Origin of the sequence: Leifsonia sp. NPDC056665, assembly GCF_042791795.1 — a bacterium.
Classification (GTDB): Bacteria; Actinomycetota; Actinomycetes; order Actinomycetales; family Microbacteriaceae; genus Leifsonia.
Genome location: NZ_JBHTXK010000018.1, coordinates 1 through 21,243, shown reverse-complemented (window position 1 = coordinate 21,243; position 21,243 = coordinate 1). Strand labels below are relative to the sequence as shown.

Genomic DNA, 21,243 nt, shown 5'->3' with positions numbered 1-21,243 from the left:
CTGCCGTCTTGGACTTTTCTTGGGAGGAGTGGGATTGACTGGGGGCAGACGCTGATTCGAAAGGACGGTGCCGACCTGTCTGTCACGATGCTGCGGCCGGCCCCCACCCGGAGTGCCGCGCCCCTCACCCGCCCCGCGGTGCTCGCCGCGCTGTTCGGTGTGCTCGCGACCGTGCTCTCCGCCATCGGCTCCGGCATCCCGTCGCTGTGGGGCGACGAGGCCACCAGCATCATGTCCGCGCAGCGCCCGCTGCCGTCGCTGTTCCAGATGCTGGGACACGTCGACGCCGTTCACGGCACCTACTATCTCGGTCTGCACTTCTGGGGCGGCCTGTTCGGGTTCTCGCCGTTCGCCGTGCGGCTGCCGAGCGCGATCGTGGTCGGGCTCGCGACGGCGGCCGTCGTGCTGCTGGCGGCGCGGCTTCGGAACACCCGCACAGCGGTCATCGCCGGCCTGGTCTGCGCGATCCTCCCCCGGGTCACCTACATGGGCGAGGAGGCGCGCTCCTTCGCGTTCTCGGCGGCGATCGTCGCCTGGCTGACCGTGCTGCTCGTCGCCGCGCTCGACCGCGAGCGCCCGCGGGCGGCGTGGTTCGTCGGCTACGGCGTGCTGCTCGCGCTCGGGACGTACTTCTTCCTCTACACGATCCTGTTCGTGGTGGTCCACGGTGTGATCGTCGCCGTGTGCCGCCCGCCGCGACGCACCGTCCGCGGCCTGCTGATCGCGGTCGGCGGGGCGGTGCTGGCCGTCGCTCCCCTGCTGGTGCTCGCGATCGGCCAGCACAACCAGATCTCCTACCTCGGCGCAGTGCAGCAGCTCGCGCCGCAGACCCTGTTCAGCGGGCTGTGGTTCGGCGACTCCTGGCCGCTCGGGATCGCGGCCTGGGCTCTCATCGTGCTCGCCGTGGCGGTCGCGATCCGGCAGCGGGCGGTGGCGGCGCGCGCCGGCGGGGAGCGGTTCCTCGCCCTCACGGAGTCGCGGGCCCCGTCCCTCGTCGGCGTCGCGCTGGTCTGGCTGCTCCTGCCGCCGGTCATCCTGATCGCCGTGCAGTCGGTCGTGCCCGACTTCACCGCCCGGTACGTGTCGTTCTGCGCGCCGGCGGCGGCGCTCCTGATCGCGTGCGGTGTCGACGACATCCTCCGGTGGCGCCGCTGGGCGGGCGTGGTCGCGGGCGTGCTCGTGCTCGCGCTGTGCGTCCCGGTCTATGTGGCGGAGCGAACGCCCTACGCCAAGAACCAGAGCGACTGGGCGGAGGTCTCGGCCGCGATCGGAGCGCACGCCCGCCCCGGCGACGCGGTCGTGTTCGACGAGTCCACCAAGCCGTCCAAGCGCCCCCGCCTCGCCGAGCACACCTACCCCGCCGGCTTCGCGGACACGAAGGACGTCGCCCTCGACCTCCCGGCCGTCAAAACCATTTCCTGGCATGACAGCGCGTACAGTGTGCGCCAGGCCGCCGCGCTCGGCCGGTTCGACGGCGTCGACCGGGTGTGGCTGATCGAGTACTCCGCCTCCCCCGGCTCCGTCGACGACTACGGCGTCGCCGACCTCACCGCTCTCGGCTTCCACGAGACCACCACGCGGATCGCGACGCATCGCGAGCTGATCTCGCTGTACGAAAGGACCCCATGACCCCCCACGCACTGGCCGCCGCCGGCGCCCTCGTCCATACCGGCCTCCTCGACCCGCAGGGCCTCATCCAGGCCGCCGGTCCGTGGGCGCTGCTCGGCATCTGCGCGATCGTCTTCGCCGAGACCGGCCTGCTGCTGGGTTTCTTCCTGCCCGGCGACACCCTGCTGTTCTTCGCGGGCGTGCTCACCCTCACCGGCCACATCCCGCAGCCGCTCTGGCTGGTGATCGTGGCCGTCGCCATCGCCGCGATCCTCGGCGGCGAGGTCGGCTACCTGATCGGCTGGAAGTCCGGCCCCGCGGTGTTCGACCGGCGCGAGTCCGGGGTGTTCAGCCGGGCGAGCGTCGCGCGCACGCAGGCGTTCTTCGACAAGTACGGCAGCGGCGCGGTCGTCGTCGCCCGCTTCGTCCCGGTGGTCCGCACCTTCGCGCCCGTCGCGGCGGGCGTCGGCCGGATGCGCCACGGCGTGTTCAGCCTCTTCAACGTGATCGGCGCCGCCGTCTGGGCCGCTGCCGTCACGCTCATCGGGTTCGGCCTCGGTCACATCCCGGGCGTCGCGGACTTCGTGTCGAAGTACCTGGACATCGTGCTCATCGGGATCGTCGTGATCTCGGTCGGCCCGGTGCTGGTGCGCGCGATCGCGCTGCGGCGGCGGAAGTCGCGCGTCGAGTCGTAAGGCTGCTCGCCGAGGGGCACGTAAACGCCCCTCAACGGCCGTTTTAGGGGCGTTAACGTGCCCTTCGAACGGTCTGGCGCTGCTGGCGGTACTGGGCACGCAGTCGTTCGCCGGGTAGCCTGTGCGCCGTGGATGTCATCGGCTGGCTGTTGGACGGCGACCCTTCGATCCGCTGGCAGGTGCGCCGCGACCTCCTGCACGAGCCGGACGCCGCCGTCGCCGCGGAGCGCGCGAACGTGGAGACCGAGGGCTGGGGCGCCGCCCTGCTCGACCGGCAGCGCGAGGACGGCACCTGGGGCGAGGGCGTCTGGACCCAGCGCGACCGGGTGGGCGTGGACGACGCGATGCTGATGCTCGCCGTGCTGGGTGCTCCCGCGGACGGCGAGCGCACCCGGGTCGCGGTCGACCGGGTCGTGCGCCAGGTCGACTGGGGCGAGGAGTGGTGGAACCACGCGTTCTTCGACGGCGAAGTGGAGCCCTGCATCAACGGCCGCGTGCTCGTCGCGGGGGCGCGGTTCGGGCATCCCAGCGAGCTGATCGTCGAGCGGCTCCTGAACGAGCAGCAGGACGACGGCGGCTGGAACTGCTACGCGGAGACCCGCCAGGACCCCGGGTCGTTCCACAGCACGATCTGCGCGCTGGAGGGATTGACCGCCTACCGCGACGCGGGTGGCCCGACCGACGTGGACGCGGTGATCGCCCGCGGCCACGAGTACCTGCTGACCCGCGGCCTGATGCGGCGTCTGAGTGACGGCTCGGTCATCGCGGAGAGCTGGCTCCGGTTCTCGTTCCCGTACTACTGGTCGTTCGACCTGCTGCGCGGGCTCGACCACCTGCGGGCGGCGCGAGTCCCGGCGGACGAGCGGGTGGCGGAGGCCGTGTCGGTGGTCTCCTCTCGCCGGCAGCCCGACGGCCGCTGGCTGCTCGACCACGAGCACTCCGGCCGATCCCTCCTGGACATGGAGGCCGTGGGCGAGCCGAGCCGCTGGAACACGCTGCGGGCGCTGCGCGTCCTGGAGTGGGCGGGAGCATAGCGGGGACTAGTCCACGACCCGCCCCTCCCCCTCCATCCGCTGGAACCATTTGGTCCGCGTGGCGACCGCGTGCGCGGCGGAGGGGATGCCGCGCACGCGGAGCCGGATGCCGCGCCCGGCGAGCTCCTGGTCGAGGTTCTGCAGGGCGAGGATGACCGTGATGGAGATGTCCTGGAGCGGTGAGCAGTCCAGGGTGAGTTCGGTGACCTCCCCGGCGGCGCGTGCGGCGTCGGCCGCGTCGAGGATGAGTTGCTCCGTCGCGAGCACGTTGGCGGTGTAGAGCGGGCCGAGGAGGCTGACGCTCATGCGGCCTCCCGCCGTCTCCTCCACCCGGACCCGCGGCTTGTTGAGCGCCGCCAGCACGAGCACCAGGGTGAACAGCACCCCGACGCCCACCGCGGCGAGCAGGCCGGCGGTCAGTCCGATGACCGCGGTCGCCATCGAGATCGCGAAGTCGCGTCTACTGATCCGCCAGAGCAGCACCAGGTCTTTCACGTCGATCAGCCCGAACACTGCGACGAAGACGAGGGAGGCCAGCGTCGCCTGCGGCAACAGGCTGATCACCGGGCCGAGGAAGAGACCGATCAGCAGCGCGAGCACCACCGTGACGAGCGCGGCGAGCTGCGAGCGCGCTCCCGCCGCCTTGTTCACCGCGCTCTGCGAGAACCCGCCCGCCGCCGGCAGCGTCTGGAACCAGCCGCCGAGCAGACTCGCCATCGCCGTCGCGAACAGCTCGCGGTTGCTGTCGATGCGCGGGTCCTCCAGCTCACGGATGCCGCGCGCGACGGCCGCGGACTCCAGGAACGCCATCACCGCGATGGCCAGCGCGCCGGGGATGAGCTGGAAGACGTGGTCGAGGCTGGGCAGCGCCGGGAGCGGGAACGCGCGGGTCACCAGGGTGATCAGCTCCACGCCCGCTGAGCGCAACCCGCCGAATGCCACCAGCAGGATCCCCGCCGCCACAACGATCAGCGGGCCGGGCACCCGCGGCAGGAACCGCTTGAACAGGAACAGCGCGGCGACCGACACCACCGACAGGACCGTCGTCACCGGGTTGGCGTGCGGGATCGCCGCCACGACCGCGTTGACGCTGTGAATGAAGCCGCCGCCGGTCGGTGCGTCGGTCTCCCCCAGCAGTTTCGGGAGCTGTCCGACCGCCACTGTCGCGCCGACGCCGATCTGGATGCCGAGCAGCGTCGGCTTGTTGATGATCTCGACCAGGGTGCCCAGCCGCAGCAGCCGGGCCAGCAAGAGGGCCACGCCGACGAGCAGGGTCAGCGTCACCAGGTCGCGCGGGATCGCGTGCGAGTTCGCGACGACCCCCGCCGAGACGAACGTCGTCGCGGTGAGCGTCGCGATCGTGGAGGTCGTGGACACGCTCATCGCCCGCGAGCCGCCCAGGAACGCGTACACCGCCATCGGCACCGTCGCCGTGTAGAGGCCGGCCTCCACCGGCAGGTTCGCGATGGTCGCGTACGCCATCGCCTGCGGCACGACCACCGCGCCAGCGGACACTCCGGCGAGGATGTCGCGGCCCAGCCACTCCCGGCGGTACCCCGCCAGGGTCGGCAGCAGCCACGACCGCCGGACGGCCGGGGGCGCGGTGGTCACGGTCGGCCCCCGCAGCCGTCAGTCCCTGGCCATCGCGGCGGCCAGGTGCGCCTCCACATCCACGTAGGCGTCGTCGGCGATGTCGAAGACGACCTTGACGATCCCGCCGCCGCTGTACTCGAAGTGCGAGCCCTCGTACAGCTTCGAGACGGCGTCGCCGGAGTCGTAGCCGATGCACAGGCCCTCGCCGCACAGCGAGAAGTGGCCGAGGATCGTCCGGATCTCCTGCTCGGCGACCTTCTCGTCGTCGATGTAGAGCGCCAGCGGGCCGATGCTCTCCCGGTACTCGCCCATCCGCTCCTTCGTGAACGAGACGCCGAAGATGTGCCTCCCCGGGCCGGGGACCGGCGCCGAGATGACGTTCTCCGGCGGGATGCCGAGGAAGTTGTAGACGTAGGTCAGCCTCCCGTCCTTCACGAAGAGGCTGTGGCCGCCGAACCGCGAGCCGTGCGCGAAGATCACGCCCTCGGTGTCCGCGGTGGTGTCGACCTCGGCGAGCACCTTGTACGAGACGCCGTGCGTGTTCGCCGCCGACCGTTCCGGGATCTCGGTCGTGCCGGGATAGTAGGTGTACTGGCCGCTCGGCGGCACAGGGACCTTGAACTCCATCGAGACGAATGTCTCGAAGTCCTTCGCGCTCCCGATGATCTGGAGGTCGTTGAGGGGCAGCACGTCGTTCCGCGCCGCCTCCGCCAGCCACAGTGCCTTCAGCTCATCGACCTTGTCCGGATGCTCCGCTGCGAGGTCGTTCGCCTCCGACCGGTCGATGTCGGTGTGGAAGAGCTGCCAGGTGTCGTGGTCGAAGCCACTCATGCCACTCGTCGGGCCATGTTCCGCCACGGCTTTCCAGCCGTGGTGCCAGACACCGCGGCTGCCGAGCATCTCGTAGTACTGGGTCTCCTTGGTCGTCGGGCCGTCCGCGGGCGCGTCGAAGCTGTACGTCATGGAGACTCCGTCCAGCGGCCGCTGCTCGACGCCGGCGTCGCTGTCCGGCAGCTCGACACCGCACACGTCGAGGATCGTCGCGACGATGTCGGTCGAGTGATGGTACTGATTGCGCACCTCGCCGCGCGCCCGAATGCCCTTCGGCCAGGAGATCACCAGCGGATCGCAGACGCCGCCCTGATAGGTGTAGCGCTTGAACATCCGGTACGGCGTCGAGAACGCGACCGCCCAGCCAGTCGGGTAGTGGTTGTACGTGTTCGGCGAACCGAGCTCCTCGACCATGGTCAGGTTCTGGGCTTCGTCGTCCGGATAGCCACCGAACACCTTGCCCTCGTTGACGGATCCGTTCGGACTCCCCTCGCCGGAGGCGCCGTTGTCCGCGCAATAGATGATGAGCGTGTTGTCCAGCTGCCCGCTCTCTTCCAGATAGTCGACGATCCTGCCGACCTGCGCGTCGGTGTACTCGGAGAATCCGGCGTAGACCTCGGCCATGCGAGAGAACATGGCGCGCTCGTCCGCGTTCAGCTCCCCCCACGGGCGCACCTCGTCGGTCTGCGAGAAGGTCCCGGGCGGCATCGGGTTGATCGCTGTCAGCTCCGTACCCTCCGGCAGGAGGCCCTTCTCGATCATCCGCGGCAGCACCCACTCGCGGTACGCCTCGTAGCCGTCGTCGAAGACGCCCTTGTACTTGTCGATGTACTCCTGCGGCGCGTGGTGCGGGGCGTGGTTGGCGCCCGGGCAGAACCACAGGTACCAGGGCTTGTCCGGCTCGGTCTGCTTGACGTCGCGCAGCATCCGGAGCGCCTGGTCGGCCAGGTCTTTGGACAGGTGGTAGCCCTGCTCCGGGAGGTAGGGCTGGTCGATGTAGTGGTTGTCCTCGGCCAGCGACGGGTACCAGTTGTTGGTCTCGCCGCCGATGAAGCCGTAGAACCGGTCGAAGCCCTGCGCCAGCGGCCAGTTCTTCTTGCTGGCGCCCGCCGTCCACTCATCGATCGGGACGTTGTGGTTCTTGCCCACCCAGAAGGTCGCCCAGCCCGCATCGCGCAGCAGGTTCGCCATCGTCGCGTTGGAGGCCGGAATGTGCGAGTTGTAGCCGGGGAACCCGGTGGACGACTCGGAGATGGTGGCGAACCCGTTCGAGTGGTGGTTGCGCCCGGTGAGCAGGGTGGACCGCGTCGGGGAGCACAGCGCCGTGGTGTGCCACTGCGTGTAGGTCAGGCCGCTCTGCGCGAGCCGCTCCATCGTCGGCATCTGGATGCGTCCGCCGTACGTCGACCACGCCGCCTGCCCGGTGTCGTCGTAGAGCACGAGCAGCACGTTCGGCGACCCCTCCCGCGCCTTCGGCGGCAGGAAGGCATCCCAATCGGACACCGAATCCCGCACATCGAGTTCGATCTTTCCCTGGAAATCTCTGGTCACAGCGTGTACCCCCTCGATTTACGGGTCACGCTAGTCAGGGCCGGGCGGCGGCGTCTAGGAGGGAGCGCGGGGCCCGATCAGCGGGTGCGACGGCGCGCCGCCTGATCCGCGAACGCGTCGAGCGCCTGGATCATGTCGTCCGCGATCCAGAGCCGGTTGCGTTTCCGCGAGTTGGCGGAGCGCAGGACACCACGATCGACCAGCGCTTCGAACGCCCGGTAGGCGCCGGGCGCGGACAGACCGAGCCTGGACTCCACGACCGCCGCGTTGAGCACGGGCTGTTCGAGCGCGAGCGCAGCCACCCGCCGGGCCGAGCTGTCCGAGCGAAGCCCGGTCAGCGCCTCCTCCCAGCGGGTGCGGAGCTCTGCGATCGCCGTCGCGAGCTGCCGTCCGGTGCGCACCGCGAATCCCGCGGCCTCGGTGAACGAGCGCACGATCGGGTCGACATCCCCGGCGCGATAGGCGCTGAGCGCCGCGTAGTAGCCGTCGACGTCGTGCAGGAGGCCGGCGGAGACGGGCACCACCACCGTCGCGGTCGTGCGGGAACGCCGTAGCATCGCCTGGACGATCGCGCGCCCGGCGCGGCCGTTGCCGTCGGGAAACGGGTGGATGGTCTCGAACTGCGCGTGGGCGACTGCGGCGTGGATGAGCGCGGGGACGTCCCAGCGCCGCAGGAACCAGACCAGATCGGTCATCGACGCGGGCACCCGATCGTGATGCGGAGGGACGAAGGCGGCGCCGTGCGGGCTCACTCCCGAGCCTCCGATCCACACCTGCTCGCGGCGGTAGCCGCCAGTGAGCTCGGGCGCGTGATCCTCCAGGAGGGCCGCGTGCATCGCGATGATGCCTCCGTCGTCGAGCCCGTCGGAGAGTTCGAGCGCCGCCTGCATGGCGTGGACGTTGCGCACGATCAGGGGTGCGTTGCCGGTGTCCCGTTCGCCGAGCTCGGTCTCGGCGATCGCGCGGGCGCCACTGGTCAGGTTCTCGATCTGCGACGAGGAGGCGGACTCGCTCCGGAGCAGGATCGAGGCGAACGGGAGGACGGAGAGTCCCAGCTCGGCGTCGAAGCGGGTCAGCAGCGACGCGGCCTCGGCTGCTTCCGCGGCGACATCGGCGCTGACGTGCACGTCGAGTCCGGCGATCGAGGGCGCGACAGCGGCCTCGTAGGGGCCCCGGGTCGACGCCCACTGGCGCTGAGTCAGGTCGTCCCGGTTGCAGCGGGACTGCCACGCGTGCTGCTCCCGCGTCAGCGCGGGCCAGGCTCGAACGTCGGACATGAGAACAACCGTAGCGGTTATTTACACTTAATGGCCTAAGTGTAAATAACGGCCTTCCTTATTTTCACCTCGTCACCACCCCATCGACCTCTAGACGCATCTCCCCCCGCGGCGTTACTCTCAGCGCACATCCAGGCTCGGACCCGAGCCCAGGGGAAAGGTAAAACGACATGGATTTCTGGAACAACTTCTGGAACATCATCTGGCTGTTCTTCTGGAGCTTCGCTTTCATCGCGTACCTGTTCGCGCTGTTCGCGATCATCAGCGACCTGTTCAGGGACCACAAGCTCAACGGCTGGTGGAAAGCGCTGTGGATCATCTTCCTGATCTTCGTGCCGTTCCTCACCGCGCTCGTCTACCTCATCGCCCGCGGGCCGGGGATGGCGGAGCGCAGCCAGAAGGAGGCCCGCCAGGTGCAGCGGAGCACCGACGCCTACATCCGCGAGGTGGCCACCTCCAGCCCGTCCGACGAGATCGCGAAGGCGAAAGCCCTCCTCGACGCCGGCACCATCACCCCCGAGGAGTTCGCGCACCTGAAGAGCGTCGCCCTCGGTCACCAGGCCGGAGCCGGAGCGCACGCAGCGCCCGCGGCCCCCGCCGCCCCGTCCGCGCCGACCCCGCCGCCGGCAGCGCCAACGGCGTGACCGAACGGGATCGGTGACCGACGTGACCGACCCGACCGCGACGGCGCCGGAGTCCTCCAGGGCTCCGGCGCCGTCGCGCACCCGCATCCGGCCGCTCGCGGGACTGACCGCGAAGAACGCGGTCCGCGAGGTGCTCGGCGGGGTCACGCTGCTGGCCATCGCCATCCCGCTCAACATCGGCTACGCGCAGATCGCCGGCCTCCCCGCCACCGCCGGGCTGTACGCTCTGGTGGTTCCCGCCGTCGTCTACGCGCTCACCGTGTCCTCGCGGCAGCTCGTCGCGTCGCCGGACGCCGCGGCCGCCGCGCTCGTGGCCTCCTCGCTCGGCGGCCTCGCCGTCGCGGGCCACCAGGACTACATAACTCTGGCCCTCGCGCAGGCCCTGATCAGCGGCGTGCTCTTCCTGCTCTGCTCGTTCTTCAAGCTCGGGTTCCTCGCCAACTTCCTCTCCAAGCCGATCCTGGTCGGCTTCGTCGGCGGCCTCGCGCTCGACATCCTGGTGTCGCAGGTCGCCAAGATGCTGGGCGTGAAGATCAATTCGGGCGGGGAGTTCCTGGAGAAGGTCGGCGGGCTCATCACCGGGCTGCCGACGCTCAACGTCTGGTCGCTGCTCATCTCGCTCGGCGCCCTCGTCGTCCTGCTGGTCGGCCGCCGGCTGGCCGCCACCATGCCGTGGGCTCTGCTCGTCCTCATCGTCGCGACCGTCGTGGTCGTGTTCACCGGGGCGGAGAGGGCCGGGGTCGCCGTGCTCGGCCATGTGGATGCCGGCCCTCCGACGTTCACGTGGCCGGTCATCGAGTGGGGGCAGTGGCTCGCGCTCATCCCCTCGGCCATCGCCCTGACCGTCGTGACGATGGGCGAGGGCCTGCTGGTCTCGCGCTCCTACGGCGAGAAGCGCGGCTACCCGACCCGTCCCGACCGCGACCTGTTCGCGTTCGGGGCCGCGAACATCGCCGCGGGCGTCAGCGGCGGCTTCGCGGTCGGGTCGTCGACCTCCCGCACCGCCGCGATGGACCAGTCCGGCTCCCGCACGCAGCTGCCCTCCCTGATCACGGCCCTCGGCACTCTGCTGCTCCTGATCTTCGGGACCGCCCTGCTGGCGGACATCCCCTCCCCCGCCATCGGCACCATCGTCGCCGTGGCGGTCGTCCCGCTGCTCGGCATCCCCGACTTCAACCGGCTCTGGCGGCTCGACCGGTTCGAGTTCGCGATCGGCGCCGCATGCTTCCTCGGCGCCCTGATCATCGGGCCGATCGCCGGCATCGTGATCGCGTTCGTCCTCGCGGTCGTCAACGTCACGCGCCGGGCGGCCAACCCGCCTATCGACACCCTGGCCGCCGACGGCGACCCGCAGCGCTCCCTCCTGTCGGCAGCGCCCGCCGGGGAGCCGACCGTTCCGGGCGTCGTGGTCGTCCGGCTCGCGGCGCCGCTGTTCTTCGCGAACTCGACCTCCTTCGAGAAGGCGGTGGAGCGCGCCGTCAGCGACACCGGCGCCACCCACGTCGTGCTCGACATGGAGGCCGTCACCGACGTCGACGTGACCGGCGCCGAATCGTGGGAGGCCGTGCAGACCTTCCTCGCCGCGCACGGGGGCGACCTCGCCCTCAGCCGGGTGCGTCCCGGCATCCACGACCGCCTCCAGCACCTCGGGCTGCTGGACGGCGTGCGCTTCTTCGACACCAACAGGGAGGCCATCATGGCGCTCCAGACACCCACCGCAGGAACAGATCATGGCCGCCGTTAGCGGGATCTGGCCGTTCCGCCGCCGCACCCGCGCGCCGGAGCCTCCGCCGCCTGCCGGGCCCGACCCCGACCAGGAGGCCACCGCCGCGAACGGCCGTAGCGTCCGCATCCTCCTCGCCCTGGCGGCCGGCGTCGTCATCCTGATCGGGATGCACGCGATCGCCGGCATCCTCGCCCCGACCCTGCTGGCGCTTGTGCTCGTCATCTGCGCGCAGCCGGTGCGGGTCTGGCTGGAGCGGCACGGCACGCCGAGCGGCGTCGCGACCGGCGCGGTCGCGCTCACGACCTTCGCATTGCTGGCCGGGTTCGCCGCCCTGCTGATCATCGCGATGGCGCAGTTCGTCGCGATGCTGCCGCAGTACAAGGAGCAGTTCCAGCAGATCGGCCAGCAGTTCGCGAGCTGGCTGACGAGCATCGGCATCAGCCCGCAGGACCTCCAGGCGGTGACGCAGGGCTTCGATCCGACCAAGCTCCTGAACTTCTTCAGCAGCCTGCTCGGCGGCGCCTTCGGTCTCATCACGTTCGGGGTGATCGTGCTGACCATGCTCATCCTGATGCCCGCCGACGCCGCCTACACGCCGACGCTGCTGCGCCAGCTCGAGCCGACCAAGCCGAACCTCGTGTACGCGCTCACCGGCTTCGCCCACAGCGTCCGCCGGTACATGGTCGTCACCACCGTGCTCGGTATCGTGCAGGGCGTCATCAACGGCGTCGCGCTGTTCATCCTGGGTGTGCCGGCCGCGCTGCTCTGGGCGATCCTGTCGTTCCTGTGCAGCTTCATCCCCAACGTCGGCTACTTCCTGGCGCTGGTGCCTCCTCTGGTGTTCGGCTACCTGATCGGCGGCTGGGGCACCGTCATCGCGATCATCGTCATCTACGGGGTCGTCAACGCCGTCGTGCAGTCGGTCGTGCAGCCGAAGGTGGTCGGCAACGCCGTGGCGCTCAGCCAGACGCTCACCTTCTTCTCCGTGCTGCTCTGGGCGATCGTGCTCGGCGCGATCGGCGCCATCCTCGCCATCCCGCTGACGCTGCTGGCCCGGGCGATCCTGGTGGACTCCGACCCGCGCGCCCGGATCTGGCGCGCCGTCATCGGCGACCTGAGGGAGACGAAAGACCTGATGAAGGTGGAGTCCGACGCGGCGAAGGCCGAACGCAAGTCGGCGAAGGACGCGAGGCACACCCCCGCGATCGACGAACGAAAAGAGGAGTAGATGGGGAGTGCGATCGGGGACACCCTTCCGCTGGCGCTGGGCATCGCGATCAGCCCGATACCGATCATCGCGGCGATCCTGATGCTGCTCTCGCCGAAGGCGCGCGGCACGAGCGTGGGTTTCCTGATCGGCTGGGTGCTGGGCATCGCGGTCGCCGTGGTGGTCTTCACGCTGTTGTCCGGGCTCATCCCCGCCGCCGACCCGAACGTCTCCAAGCCGATCGCCGGCACCATCAAGATCATCCTGGGGCTGGGACTTCTGTTCCTGGCGCTGCGGCAGTGGCGCTCGCGGCCGAAGCCGGGTGAGACGGTCTCGCTGCCGAAGTGGATGAGCGCGATCGACTCGATGACCGCCGGGCGCGGGTTCGTGCTGGCGTTCATCCTGGCGGCAGTGAACCCGAAGAACCTCCTGCTCGCCGCGGGCGCGGGCGTCGCCATCGGCACGGCCGGGCTCAGCGCCGGGTCTGCGACGGTCGTCATCCTGATCTTCGTGGTCGTGGCGGCGAGTTCGGTCGCCATCCCGGTGATCGGGTATCTGGTGGCCGCCGACGCGATGCGCGGCCCGCTCGACGCGCTGCGCGGGTGGCTCGTGGGCAACAATGCGACGGTGATGGCGGTGCTGCTGCTGGTGATCGGGGTGGTGCTGGTCGGGAAGGGGATCGGGAGCTTCTGAGCGGGGGTCAGCCGGCCGCCGCGGCGGCCCTGGCATTCTCCAGGTCGTAGCGCATCTGCATCCTGAGCCACAGCTCGGCCGTGCCGATGCCGTTCGCTTCGAGGGTGAGCGCGAGCTTGGTGCTGATCGCGGCGTGGCCGTTGAGGACCCGGGAGAGCGCCGGGCGCGACATCCCCAACTTCAGCGCGGCCTCGCCCACGGCCAGCCCGAGCCCCTCGGGTCCGAGCTGCTCGGCGAGCACCTCGCCGGGGTGCGGTCTGTTGTGCATCGTCATCATCCGCTCCTTCTTGGTCAGTGGTAGTCCAGGTAATCGACGAGGATCACGTCCTCGTCATCGAAGGCGAAGATCACTCTCCAGTTGCCGTTCACTCGCAGGGAGTACATGCCGGCGAGGTCGCCTTTCAGCGAATGGAGGCCGAACGCGGGCAGGTCGACGTCCTCGGGTACAGCGGCGTCATCGAGTGTCGCCAGGATCAACCGCAGCCTTCGCCGATGCTGCGGCACGATCCCTCTCGCCGAGCCTGTGTAGTAGAACGCGGACAGACCCTTGTGGGCGAAACTCTTGATCACCTCGACCAGTGTAACGCGTAACGGCACGCGGCACAAACCGGAGACTGCCGCCGAGCCGCTCAATGCTGCAACGTCGTCTTCAGCAGGATCACCACGACCCCGAACCCTCCCGTCACCACCGCCCCCGTCAAACACACCAGCACCGACCGCCCGCGGATCAGGAACACCAGGTAGCCCAGCAGCGCCAGCAGCAGCACGGTCAGCCAGAGCGACACGAACACGCCGACCTCGGCGGGGAGGATGCCGAGCGCCGCGAGCAGCAGCGGGATGCTGGGGACGACCGCCGCCTCCAGCATGCCGCTCGATTCGAAGAGCGCGTGTCGGAGGGAGTCGACGATGCGCGCGCGGGCGCTGTCGTCGTCGGCGTGGAAGCCGAGGGCGGTGGAGTAGACGTGCGCCAGCCAGAACACCACGATGCTCACCAGAGTGAAGACCAGGACGTGCAGGGCGTCCGCCTGGTCCGACGCGCCGCCCGAGCTCGCGGCGACCACGCTCGCGTAGACGATGGTGCCGTAGATGCCCGCGGGCGTGCCCCAGTGGCGCCACAGCGCCCGCTGGACCCGGACGCCGCTGTCGGCGGGCTCCGCGCCGGATTCGTTGAGGTCCATCGAGTCCATGAGGACATCATGGTCCGCGGCCGGTCGCGGCGTCAGTCCCGCGAATCCCGCCGCCGCTCACTCCTTCTCCGGGAACCGCGCCTCCGTCGCGAGGCCGCCCTGCGCCGCCGCCGACCCGGCGTTGCCTCCCCCGCGCCCGCGCAGCAGGAACGCCGCTCCGACCGCGATCACGGCGCCAGCGACCGGACCGACGATGTACACCCAGTACGCGTCCCAGTGCCCGCTCACCAGGTCGGGTCCGAACGTGCGCGCCGGGTTCATCGAGGCGCCGGAGATCGGGCTGCCCCACAGTCCGGCCAGCGCGATGTAGGCGCCGACGCCGAAGGCGCCGATGATGCCGAGGTTCTGGGCTCCGGAGGCCGTGCCCAGGATGACGCTCACCAGGCCGAACGTCAGCACCGTCTCCATCAACAGCGCGTCCCACGAACTGAAGCCGGAAGCCGGGTAGTTCGAGCCGTACCGTGCCGACACGTGGGTGACGCCCTCCAGGAACCACGCGGCCAGGGAGGCGCCGCCGAGCTGCACGATGATGTAGCCGGGCACGCGCGACCACGGGAAGTCCCCGCGCAGCGCGAACGCCACGCTGACCGCCGGGTTGAGGTGCGCGCCGGAGACCTTGCCCATGAACAGGATGATCGCGAACACCATCAGCGCGGGCGCGGTCACGGCCGCCGTGCGCGAGATCGTGTTCGGGAACGCCTGGCCCATCATTCCGCCGCCCGCGGCCACCAGCACCAGGAAGAAGGTGCCCAGCAGCTCCGAGAACAGCCGCCGCCACTCCTGCGACGTGTCGTGGAAGTCCTCGATGGACTGCTCGATCGACGTGGGCACGTGCATCAGCCGCCCGTGGACGACGTCGTTCATGATCCCGCGCGCCTCCGCGGCGTCCCTGCGGGTCTGCTCCTGACTCATGATGCCTCCTCGGCTATCCGGCGCCCACCGTGCTCGGCTCCACCGACAGGTCGCTGCCGCCCTCCACGGTGATGCGCCGGCCGATCCGCACGAGCTGCGGCTCGTCCGAGAACGCCCCCGCGAACAGCGCCTCGCCCTTGCGGAACGTCGGCGACTGCTCCAGCAGGTGCTGCGGCACGAACCCGAACACGTCGCCGACCTCGTCCAGGTCGCGCGGCGAGTTCATCCGCATCAGCCCGAGGTTGTCGCACTGGGAGAGCACGTTCGGGTGGATCTTGGTGGGCCGCTGCGTGGAGAGGAACAGCCACAGCCCGAACTTGCGGCCCTCCGCGGCGATCTGGATGAGCTGCTCGGTGAGCTGCGCCTCCACGCTGTTCCGCGGCACGGGCGGGCAGAAGTTGTGCGCCTCGTCCAGCACGATCAGCAGCGGGTCGCGCTCCATCCGCTTCTCCCAGAGGTGCTCCAGCACGCACAGCGCCGCAGCCTGGGGCTCGGCCAGGTGCGCGAAACCTCCGACGTCGAGCACGGTGACGCGGGGCCGCTCGTCGATCGTGTCGACGACCGAGGAACGGCCGAACGACCAGAGCGGCCAGTCCAGGATCTGCAGGTTGTCGATCCGCATCCCGAGCCGCTGCCGAGCCGGGTCGTCCGAGGAGGCGAGGGCTTCCAGGAAGCGCTCCTTGTCGAAGTGCTGCCCCGGCGACTTGTCGAGGTGCAGGAGGGCGTTGTACTCCTCCTCGTCGGCGATCGGGTCGAGCCTGCCGACCGCGGCCTGCGAGCGCACCCGGAGGTCGACGTAGCGGGCGTGGAGCTGCGGCTCGGCGCGGGTGCTGGAGTGGAAGACCCGGATGTCGAAGGCGGCGAAGCGGTTGCGCTCCTCGGCCGACGCGTCCTCCCTGGTCCGCGACACCCGCACGAAGTCGGCGTTCGGGTCGAGCACGGCCATCGGCAGCTCGGTCTGCAGGAGCAGCTGCTCCAGCACGACGCCGAGCGCGTACGTCTTGCCCGACCCGCTCTGCCCGCACCAGAAGGTGTGGCGGTTGAAGCGCGAGCCGTCGATGACGGCGGGACGCTCGGGGGCGTCGACGGTGGTGCCGATGGTGAGCGGTATCATCGTGCGGCCTTCCGGTTCGTGGCGCTCTGGGCGGTCAGGGCGGCGTCCAGCGCGATCGCCGCCCGGATGAGCGCGAGGTGCGTGAAGGCCTGCGGGAAGTTGCCGAGCTGGAGGCCGGCGGGGTCGATCTCCTCGGCGAACAGGCCGACGTGGTTGCCGTAGGTCAGCATCTTCTCGAAGGCGTACTGCGCCTCGTCCAGCCGGCCGGCGTCGGTCAGCGCGCAGACGTAGAAGAACGAGCACAGCGAGAAGGTGCCCTCCTCGCCGGGGAGGCCGTCCGGCGAGGCCGACGGGTTGTACCGGTAGACCAGGCTGTCGGTGACCAGCTCCTCCCCGATCACGTCGAGCGTCGAGAGCCACATCGGGTCCTGCGGCGAGATCATCCCGACCAGCGGCATCAGCAGCGTGATCGCGTCGACGACGTCGGTGCCGGGATGCTGCGTGAAGGCCTTCCGCTCCGGGTTCCAGGACTTCGTGAAGACCTGCTCGTAGATGGCGTCGCGGGTGGTGATCCAGCGCTCCAGCGGCGCCGGGCGGCTGCGCTCCCGGGCGATGGTGATGGCGCGATCGAAGGCGACCCAGCACATGATCCGGCCGTAGGTGAAGTCCTTGCGGCCTCCCCTGGTCTCCCAGACGCCTTCGTCGGGCTGGTCCCAGTTGTCGGCGAGCCAGTCGAGGATGCCGACGAGCTTCACCCAGCCGGGATGACCGATTGGGTGATGGTCCTCCGCGATGGACAGCGCGTCCAGCGCCTCGCCGTAGATGTCGAGCTGGAGCTGGTCGGCGGCGCCGTTGCCGATGTGCACCGGCGTCGAGCCCGCGTAGCCCTCGAAGTGGTCGAGGGTGAGCTCCTCCAGGTCGGACGAGCCGTCGATCCGGTACATGATCTTGAGCGGCCCGGAGCTCTCGCCCACGGCCTCGGAGACCCGGTCGGCGGTCCACAGCGAGAAGGCGATGGCCTCCTCCTCGTAGCCGAGGGCGAGCAACGAGTAGACCGAGAAGGAGGCGTCGCGGATCCAGGTGTAGCGGTAGTCCCAGTTGCGCACGCCGCCGAGCTGCTCGGGCAGCGCGGCGGTCGGTGCTGCGACCAGCGCTCCGCTCGGCGCGTACTGCAGGAGCTTCAGGACCATCGCGGAGCGTTCCACGTCCTCCCGCCAGCGGCCGGAGTAGCCGCTGCGGCCGATCCAGTCCCGCCAGAAGGCGACCGTCTCGCGGAACAGGCGGTTGCCGCGGGCGCGGCCGATGTCGCGGGGCTCGCCGCGCGGCTCGGTCTCGAACGCGAAGATGCGGAGGTCGCCGGCGCCGAGCGTGAACTCCAGGTCGACGTCGCCGTCCACCAGCGCGTCCGCCGGCACTCCGTGCAGGGCCGCGCTGGTCGTGTCGTCGGCGAACAGCACGCCGTTGTCGGAGGACGTCGCGGTGTGCGCGCTGCGGCCGTAGTCGAACCGCGGGCGGCACTCCAGCCGGAAGGTCAGCTCGCCGCGCACCACCCGGACGGCGCGGACGATGATGCGCCGGGCCGTGGCGATCCGCGGCTCGTCGGCGACCGGCATGAAGTCGATGACCTCCCCGACGCCCGCGGACGACATGAACCGGGTGATCAGCACCGCGGTCTGCGGGAAGTACATCTGCCGGATCCGCACGTCGTCGGCGAGCGCGTGGATGCGGAAGAAGCCCCCCTTCTCGCGGTCGAGCAGCGCCGCGAACATCGTGGGCGAGTCGAACCGGGGAGCGCAGAACCAGTCGATGGAGCCGCCGGTCGAGACCAGCGCCACGGTCTGCAGATCGCCGATCAGACCGTGGTCCGCGATCTCGGGGAACGCCTCCATGCGGGTCTCCTCCCGTCGTGCCACGCCGCCCGGCGCCGACGGCCGCATGCTAGCTCCGGGCGCGAGCGTGGCACCAGACCTGTCAGCGGGAAGGCGCGGGCTGTCAGCGGAGGCGTGTCCTCTCAGTGGGAGGCCGCATCCTCCTCCGCCTCCTCGGCCGCCTCGCCCTCCGGCTTCCCCAGCACGCTCGACGGCAGGTTGCGCGAGAAGAACACGGCGCCGAGCGAGACCATCGCCAGCGCCGCGAACGACAGCCGCAGGGCGTCGAGCTGCGATGTGCTGTAGATGGCGGAGAGCTCGTTCGCCTGATCCTGCGAGAGGCCGGCGTCCGTCGCGATCTTCGGCACATCCGCCACCGGTACGACCGCGACGCCGGCCTGCGTCTCCGACGCGATCTGCTGCTGCACCGAGTCCGGGAGCGTGCTCGCCGCCACCCCGCCGCTGAACAAGGTGGTGAGCGAGGCGATCATCACCGAGCCGATCAACGCGGTCCCGAGCGACGATCCCAGATTCTGGTACACCCCCTGCACTCCACCCGCCTCGCTGAGCTCGTCGTCGCCCACCGCCGACATGGTCACGTTGCCGAGCTGGGACGCGAGCAGGCCGAGGGCCGCGCCGGCCAGGAACATCCCGGCGCCGAAGATCCAGTTGTCGAGCGTCGAGTCCACCGAGCCGAGCAGCACGAGGCTCGACAGCACGAGCCCGTACTGGCCGATCCGGGCGATGAGCTTCGGCGACAGCCTCCGCGCGAGCACCGTCCCGAGGATGGAGAACAGCACGAGCGCGACCGACAGCGGGAAGATCCGCAGCCCGGTCGTCAGCGCGTCCAGCCCCAGCGAGAGCTGCAGGAAGATCGGCACGACGAAGAACAGGCCGGCGGTCACCGTGTACTGGATGCCGAGGCTCCCGACCCCCGCGCGGAGCTGCCGGAGCCGCAGGATCGCGGTGTTCAGCAGCGGAGGCCTCCCGAGCCGGATCAGCCGGCGCTGGCGGAGGAAGAACAGCCAGAGCAGCACGGCCCCGATCCCGACGATGAACGGCACGGGCGAGATCCCGAGGAGCTTGATGTCCTGCTGGCTCGGGAGGATCCAGCCCCAGGTCTTCGTCTGCAGGAGGCCGTAGACGATGAGCACGAGACCGGCGGCCGAGAGCAGCACAGAGAGGATGTCGATCCGGATCCGCAGGCGCTCGCCGTTGTCGGCGACCGCTTTGCGGAACAGCAGCACGATCGCCATGATCACGACCTCGCCCGCGAACACGTACCGCCAGCTCGCGTAGGTGGTGAGGAAGCCGCCGATCAGCGGCCCGACCGCGACGGCCACGCCGGACGCGGCGCCGATCGCGGCGAACGCCGTCACCCGCGCGTGCCCCGAGTAGTTGTCGGCGATGAGCGCGGCGATGGCCGGGATGACCAGCACGGCGCCCAGCCCCTCCACCACCGACCAGCCGAGGAACAGCACCACGATGTTCGGCGCGAGCGCGGTGGTGCCCGAGCCGACGGCGTACACGATCGAGCCGATGACGAGCGCCCGCCTGCGGCCCCAGACATCGCCGAGCTTCGCGCCCAGCAGCATGAAGGCCGCCATCGTCAGCGTGTAGAAGGTGATGCACGCCTGCATGGCCGAGATGGTGGTGTGGAGGTCCTTGACGACGGTCGAGATGGAGACGTTCATCACGGTGCTGTCGAGCGTCATCACGAACTGCGCCGACGCCAGCACCGTGACCGCGCCCCACCGTCCTGCCATCGCCGCCACCTCCCGGAAATCTGCCCGATGGTAGCCCGCGGCCGTCGAGCCGCACCAGACCCGCGCTCAGCGCCGCAGCAGCCGCAGACTCTCCGGCCCGAAACGGAGACGTCTACCCGCGCGCCGCGCGCAGAGCTAGCATGAGCGCCACCCCAGGAGGTGCGTCATGACGACGATCGCGACCCCGCTCACCGAAACCGAGCTCTACGACGCCGGCCGCCAGGCCCGTACGCAGGTGCCGCGATCCGCTCAGGCGGAGTACACGCCGCCGCCCGGTCGCGACCCCCTCGGCATCCTGCACGAGCAGAACGAGTCCCGGCTCCCGAACCTCGTGCAGTTGCGCATGCAGCGGATGGCCACCGACCCGTTCGCCTTCTACCGGGGCACGGCCGCCCTCCAGGCCGCCGACATGCGCCAGGCCCCGACCTCCGGCGCCGAGGTCGTGATCTGCGGCGACGCGCACGTGAGCAACTTCGGCATCTACCGTTCGCCGGAGCGCGCGATGGTGTTCGACATCAACGACTTCGACGAGTCGTCCGTGGGCCCGTGGGAGTGGGACGTGCGGCGGCTGCTCGCCAGCGTCGTCCTGGCCGGGCGCTCTCTCGGCATGGGCGGCTCCGACCTGCGCGCCATCGTGGTCTCGGCGGCCGCGATGTACCGCAACTCGCTGCGGAACGCCCTCCAGAGCACGCTCATCGGCCGGTACTTCCGGCCGACCAGCCTGGTGGACCGGCAGATCCTGAGTCCGGACAGCGAGCGGATGATCAGACGCACCCTCAAGGAGTCGGAGAAGCGGACGAGCGAGCGCGTCGCCCGGCGCTCCCTCGAGGAGGGCGGCGACGGCGGCGTGCAGTTCGTCGAGAACCCGCCGGTGCTCACCCGGCTGGAGCCGGAGGTCCGCGCGCTCATCGAGTCGGTGTTCACCGCGTACCGCGCGACGGTCCCCACGAACCTCGCGCTGATGCTGTCGCAGTACACCGTGCTCGACGCCGCGCGCCGCGTGGTCGGCGTCGGCAGTGTCGGGACGCGCTGCTTCATCCTCGCGCTCGGCGACCCGACCGGCGACGTGCTCATCCTCCAGCTCAAGGAGGCCAGCCGCTCCGTCATCCAGCAGTACGGCGGGGTCCCACCCGTCGTCGGCTACCTGGACCCGGAGCTGGAGGCGCTGCACCAGGGCTACCGGGTCGTCGGCTGCCAGCGCATCCTGCAGGCGGTGTCCGACCCGTTCCTCGGCTACCTGAACGTGGAGGACTTCAGCTTCTACATGCGCATCTTCCGCAACCGGAACGCCTCGTTCGAGATCGCCGACATGAACCGCGCCCAGTTCGGCGACTACGCGCAGTCGTGCGCCGTCGTCCTGGGCCGCGCCCACGCGCGCTCGCCGAAGGCGCAGTTCGCGGCCGGGTACATGGGGACGGGGGGCGCGTTCGTGCGGGCGGTGTCCGAGTGGGCGCACTCGTATGCGAACCAGTCCGAGGCGGACTACGCGACCTTCGTCGACGCGGTCCGCGCCGGCGACTTCAGCTGACTGCGCTTCACTCTGCTCCGCCGAGGGGCACGTAAACGCCCCTAAAACTCGGTTTTAGGGGCGTTTACG

General features: G+C 70.1%; 18 protein-coding genes. 8 read left to right on the top strand and 10 right to left on the bottom strand.

From position 1 onward, the window contains the following. Positions 1–87: 87 nt before the first annotated feature. The 3 genes from ACFQ9V_RS15625 to ACFQ9V_RS15615 all read left to right on the top strand — a co-directional run bounded on the left by ACFQ9V_RS15625 (position 88) and on the right by ACFQ9V_RS15615 (position 3,337). Positions 88–1,629 carry a glycosyltransferase family 39 protein gene (locus tag ACFQ9V_RS15625; protein WP_382460041.1) on the top strand — a complete coding sequence of 514 codons (1,542 nt, stop codon included), beginning with the start codon at positions 88–90 and terminating at the stop codon, positions 1,627–1,629. Then, positions 1,626–2,303 carry a DedA family protein gene (locus tag ACFQ9V_RS15620; protein ID WP_382460040.1) on the top strand — a complete coding sequence of 226 codons (678 nt, stop codon included), beginning with the start codon at positions 1,626–1,628 and terminating at the stop codon, positions 2,301–2,303. The genes ACFQ9V_RS15625 and ACFQ9V_RS15620 overlap by 4 nt, the downstream gene beginning before the upstream one ends. A gap of 128 nt (positions 2,304–2,431) precedes the next feature. Further along, entirely contained in the window at positions 2,432–3,337 is a 906-nt protein-coding gene (locus ACFQ9V_RS15615; protein ID WP_382460039.1) for a hypothetical protein, read from the top strand. Positions 3,338–3,343: 6 nt separating this feature from the next. On the opposite strand, the gene ACFQ9V_RS15610 is transcribed toward ACFQ9V_RS15615, so the two are convergent. The 3 genes from ACFQ9V_RS15610 to ACFQ9V_RS15600 all read right to left on the bottom strand — a co-directional run bounded on the left by ACFQ9V_RS15610 (position 3,344) and on the right by ACFQ9V_RS15600 (position 8,589). After that, positions 3,344–4,948, bottom strand: coding sequence for a SulP family inorganic anion transporter (locus ACFQ9V_RS15610; protein WP_382460038.1), 1,605 nt, complete (start codon positions 4,946–4,948; stop codon positions 3,344–3,346). Positions 4,949–4,966: 18 nt separating this feature from the next. Beyond that, positions 4,967–7,312, bottom strand: coding sequence for an arylsulfatase (locus tag ACFQ9V_RS15605; protein WP_382460037.1), 2,346 nt, complete (start codon positions 7,310–7,312; stop codon positions 4,967–4,969). Positions 7,313–7,389: 77 nt separating this feature from the next. Then, positions 7,390–8,589, bottom strand: a complete 1,200-nt coding sequence (locus ACFQ9V_RS15600) for a Fic family protein (RefSeq protein WP_382460036.1) — start codon at positions 8,587–8,589, stop codon at positions 7,390–7,392. A gap of 170 nt (positions 8,590–8,759) precedes the next feature. On the opposite strand from ACFQ9V_RS15600, the gene ACFQ9V_RS15595 reads away from it, so the two are divergent. Genes ACFQ9V_RS15595 through ACFQ9V_RS15580 form a run of 4 tightly spaced genes read left to right on the top strand, consistent with a single transcriptional unit; the run spans position 8,760 to position 12,859 of the window. Beyond that, positions 8,760–9,233 carry an SHOCT domain-containing protein gene (locus ACFQ9V_RS15595; protein ID WP_382460035.1) on the top strand — a complete coding sequence of 158 codons (474 nt, stop codon included), beginning with the start codon at positions 8,760–8,762 and terminating at the stop codon, positions 9,231–9,233. 13 nt (positions 9,234–9,246) lie between these two features. Then, on the top strand, positions 9,247–10,977 hold the full coding sequence (locus tag ACFQ9V_RS15590) for a SulP family inorganic anion transporter (RefSeq protein WP_382460034.1): 1,731 nt from the start codon (positions 9,247–9,249) through the stop codon (positions 10,975–10,977). Then, positions 10,964–12,187, top strand: coding sequence for an AI-2E family transporter (locus ACFQ9V_RS15585; RefSeq protein WP_382460033.1), 1,224 nt, complete (start codon positions 10,964–10,966; stop codon positions 12,185–12,187). The genes ACFQ9V_RS15590 and ACFQ9V_RS15585 overlap by 14 nt, the downstream gene beginning before the upstream one ends. Beyond that, positions 12,188–12,859: a GAP family protein gene (locus ACFQ9V_RS15580; protein WP_382460032.1), complete on the top strand. Its 672-nt coding sequence runs from the start codon at positions 12,188–12,190 to the stop codon at positions 12,857–12,859. A gap of 7 nt (positions 12,860–12,866) precedes the next feature. Here the strand turns inward: ACFQ9V_RS15580 and ACFQ9V_RS15575 are convergent, their stop codons facing one another. The 7 genes from ACFQ9V_RS15575 to ACFQ9V_RS15545 all read right to left on the bottom strand — a co-directional run bounded on the left by ACFQ9V_RS15575 (position 12,867) and on the right by ACFQ9V_RS15545 (position 19,646). Then, the gene (locus ACFQ9V_RS15575; protein ID WP_382460031.1) at positions 12,867–13,133 is read right to left on the bottom strand and encodes a HigA family addiction module antitoxin; all 267 of its coding nucleotides are present in this window, start codon (positions 13,131–13,133) and stop codon (positions 12,867–12,869) included. Positions 13,134–13,150: 17 nt separating this feature from the next. Further along, a complete protein-coding gene (locus ACFQ9V_RS15570) occupies positions 13,151–13,429 on the bottom strand; it encodes a type II toxin-antitoxin system RelE/ParE family toxin (protein ID WP_382460030.1) in 279 nt (92 codons plus the stop codon). A gap of 59 nt (positions 13,430–13,488) precedes the next feature. Beyond that, the gene (locus tag ACFQ9V_RS15565; protein WP_382460029.1) at positions 13,489–14,046 is read right to left on the bottom strand and encodes a hypothetical protein; all 558 of its coding nucleotides are present in this window, start codon (positions 14,044–14,046) and stop codon (positions 13,489–13,491) included. 57 nt (positions 14,047–14,103) lie between these two features. Next, positions 14,104–14,958: an MIP/aquaporin family protein gene (locus tag ACFQ9V_RS15560; protein ID WP_382460028.1), complete on the bottom strand. Its 855-nt coding sequence runs from the start codon at positions 14,956–14,958 to the stop codon at positions 14,104–14,106. Between the two features lie 13 nt (positions 14,959–14,971). Next, positions 14,972–16,072 (bottom strand): ATP-binding protein, encoded by a 1,101-nt coding sequence (locus ACFQ9V_RS15555; protein WP_382460027.1) that lies wholly within the window; start codon positions 16,070–16,072, stop codon positions 14,972–14,974. Then, the gene (locus ACFQ9V_RS15550) at positions 16,069–17,901 is read right to left on the bottom strand and encodes a glycoside hydrolase family 15 protein (RefSeq protein WP_382460026.1); all 1,833 of its coding nucleotides are present in this window, start codon (positions 17,899–17,901) and stop codon (positions 16,069–16,071) included. The genes ACFQ9V_RS15555 and ACFQ9V_RS15550 overlap by 4 nt, the downstream gene beginning before the upstream one ends. Before the next feature lie 122 nt (positions 17,902–18,023). Next, entirely contained in the window at positions 18,024–19,646 is a 1,623-nt protein-coding gene (locus ACFQ9V_RS15545; RefSeq protein ID WP_382460025.1) for an MFS transporter, read from the bottom strand. A 166-nt stretch (positions 19,647–19,812) separates the two neighbouring features. Here ACFQ9V_RS15545 and ACFQ9V_RS15540 point away from each other — a divergent pair, with 166 nt between their 5' ends. Then, complete coding sequence (locus ACFQ9V_RS15540; protein ID WP_382460024.1) at positions 19,813–21,174, top strand: DUF2252 domain-containing protein; 1,362 nt, start codon at positions 19,813–19,815, stop codon at positions 21,172–21,174. The last annotated feature ends 69 nt before the right edge of the window (positions 21,175–21,243 follow it).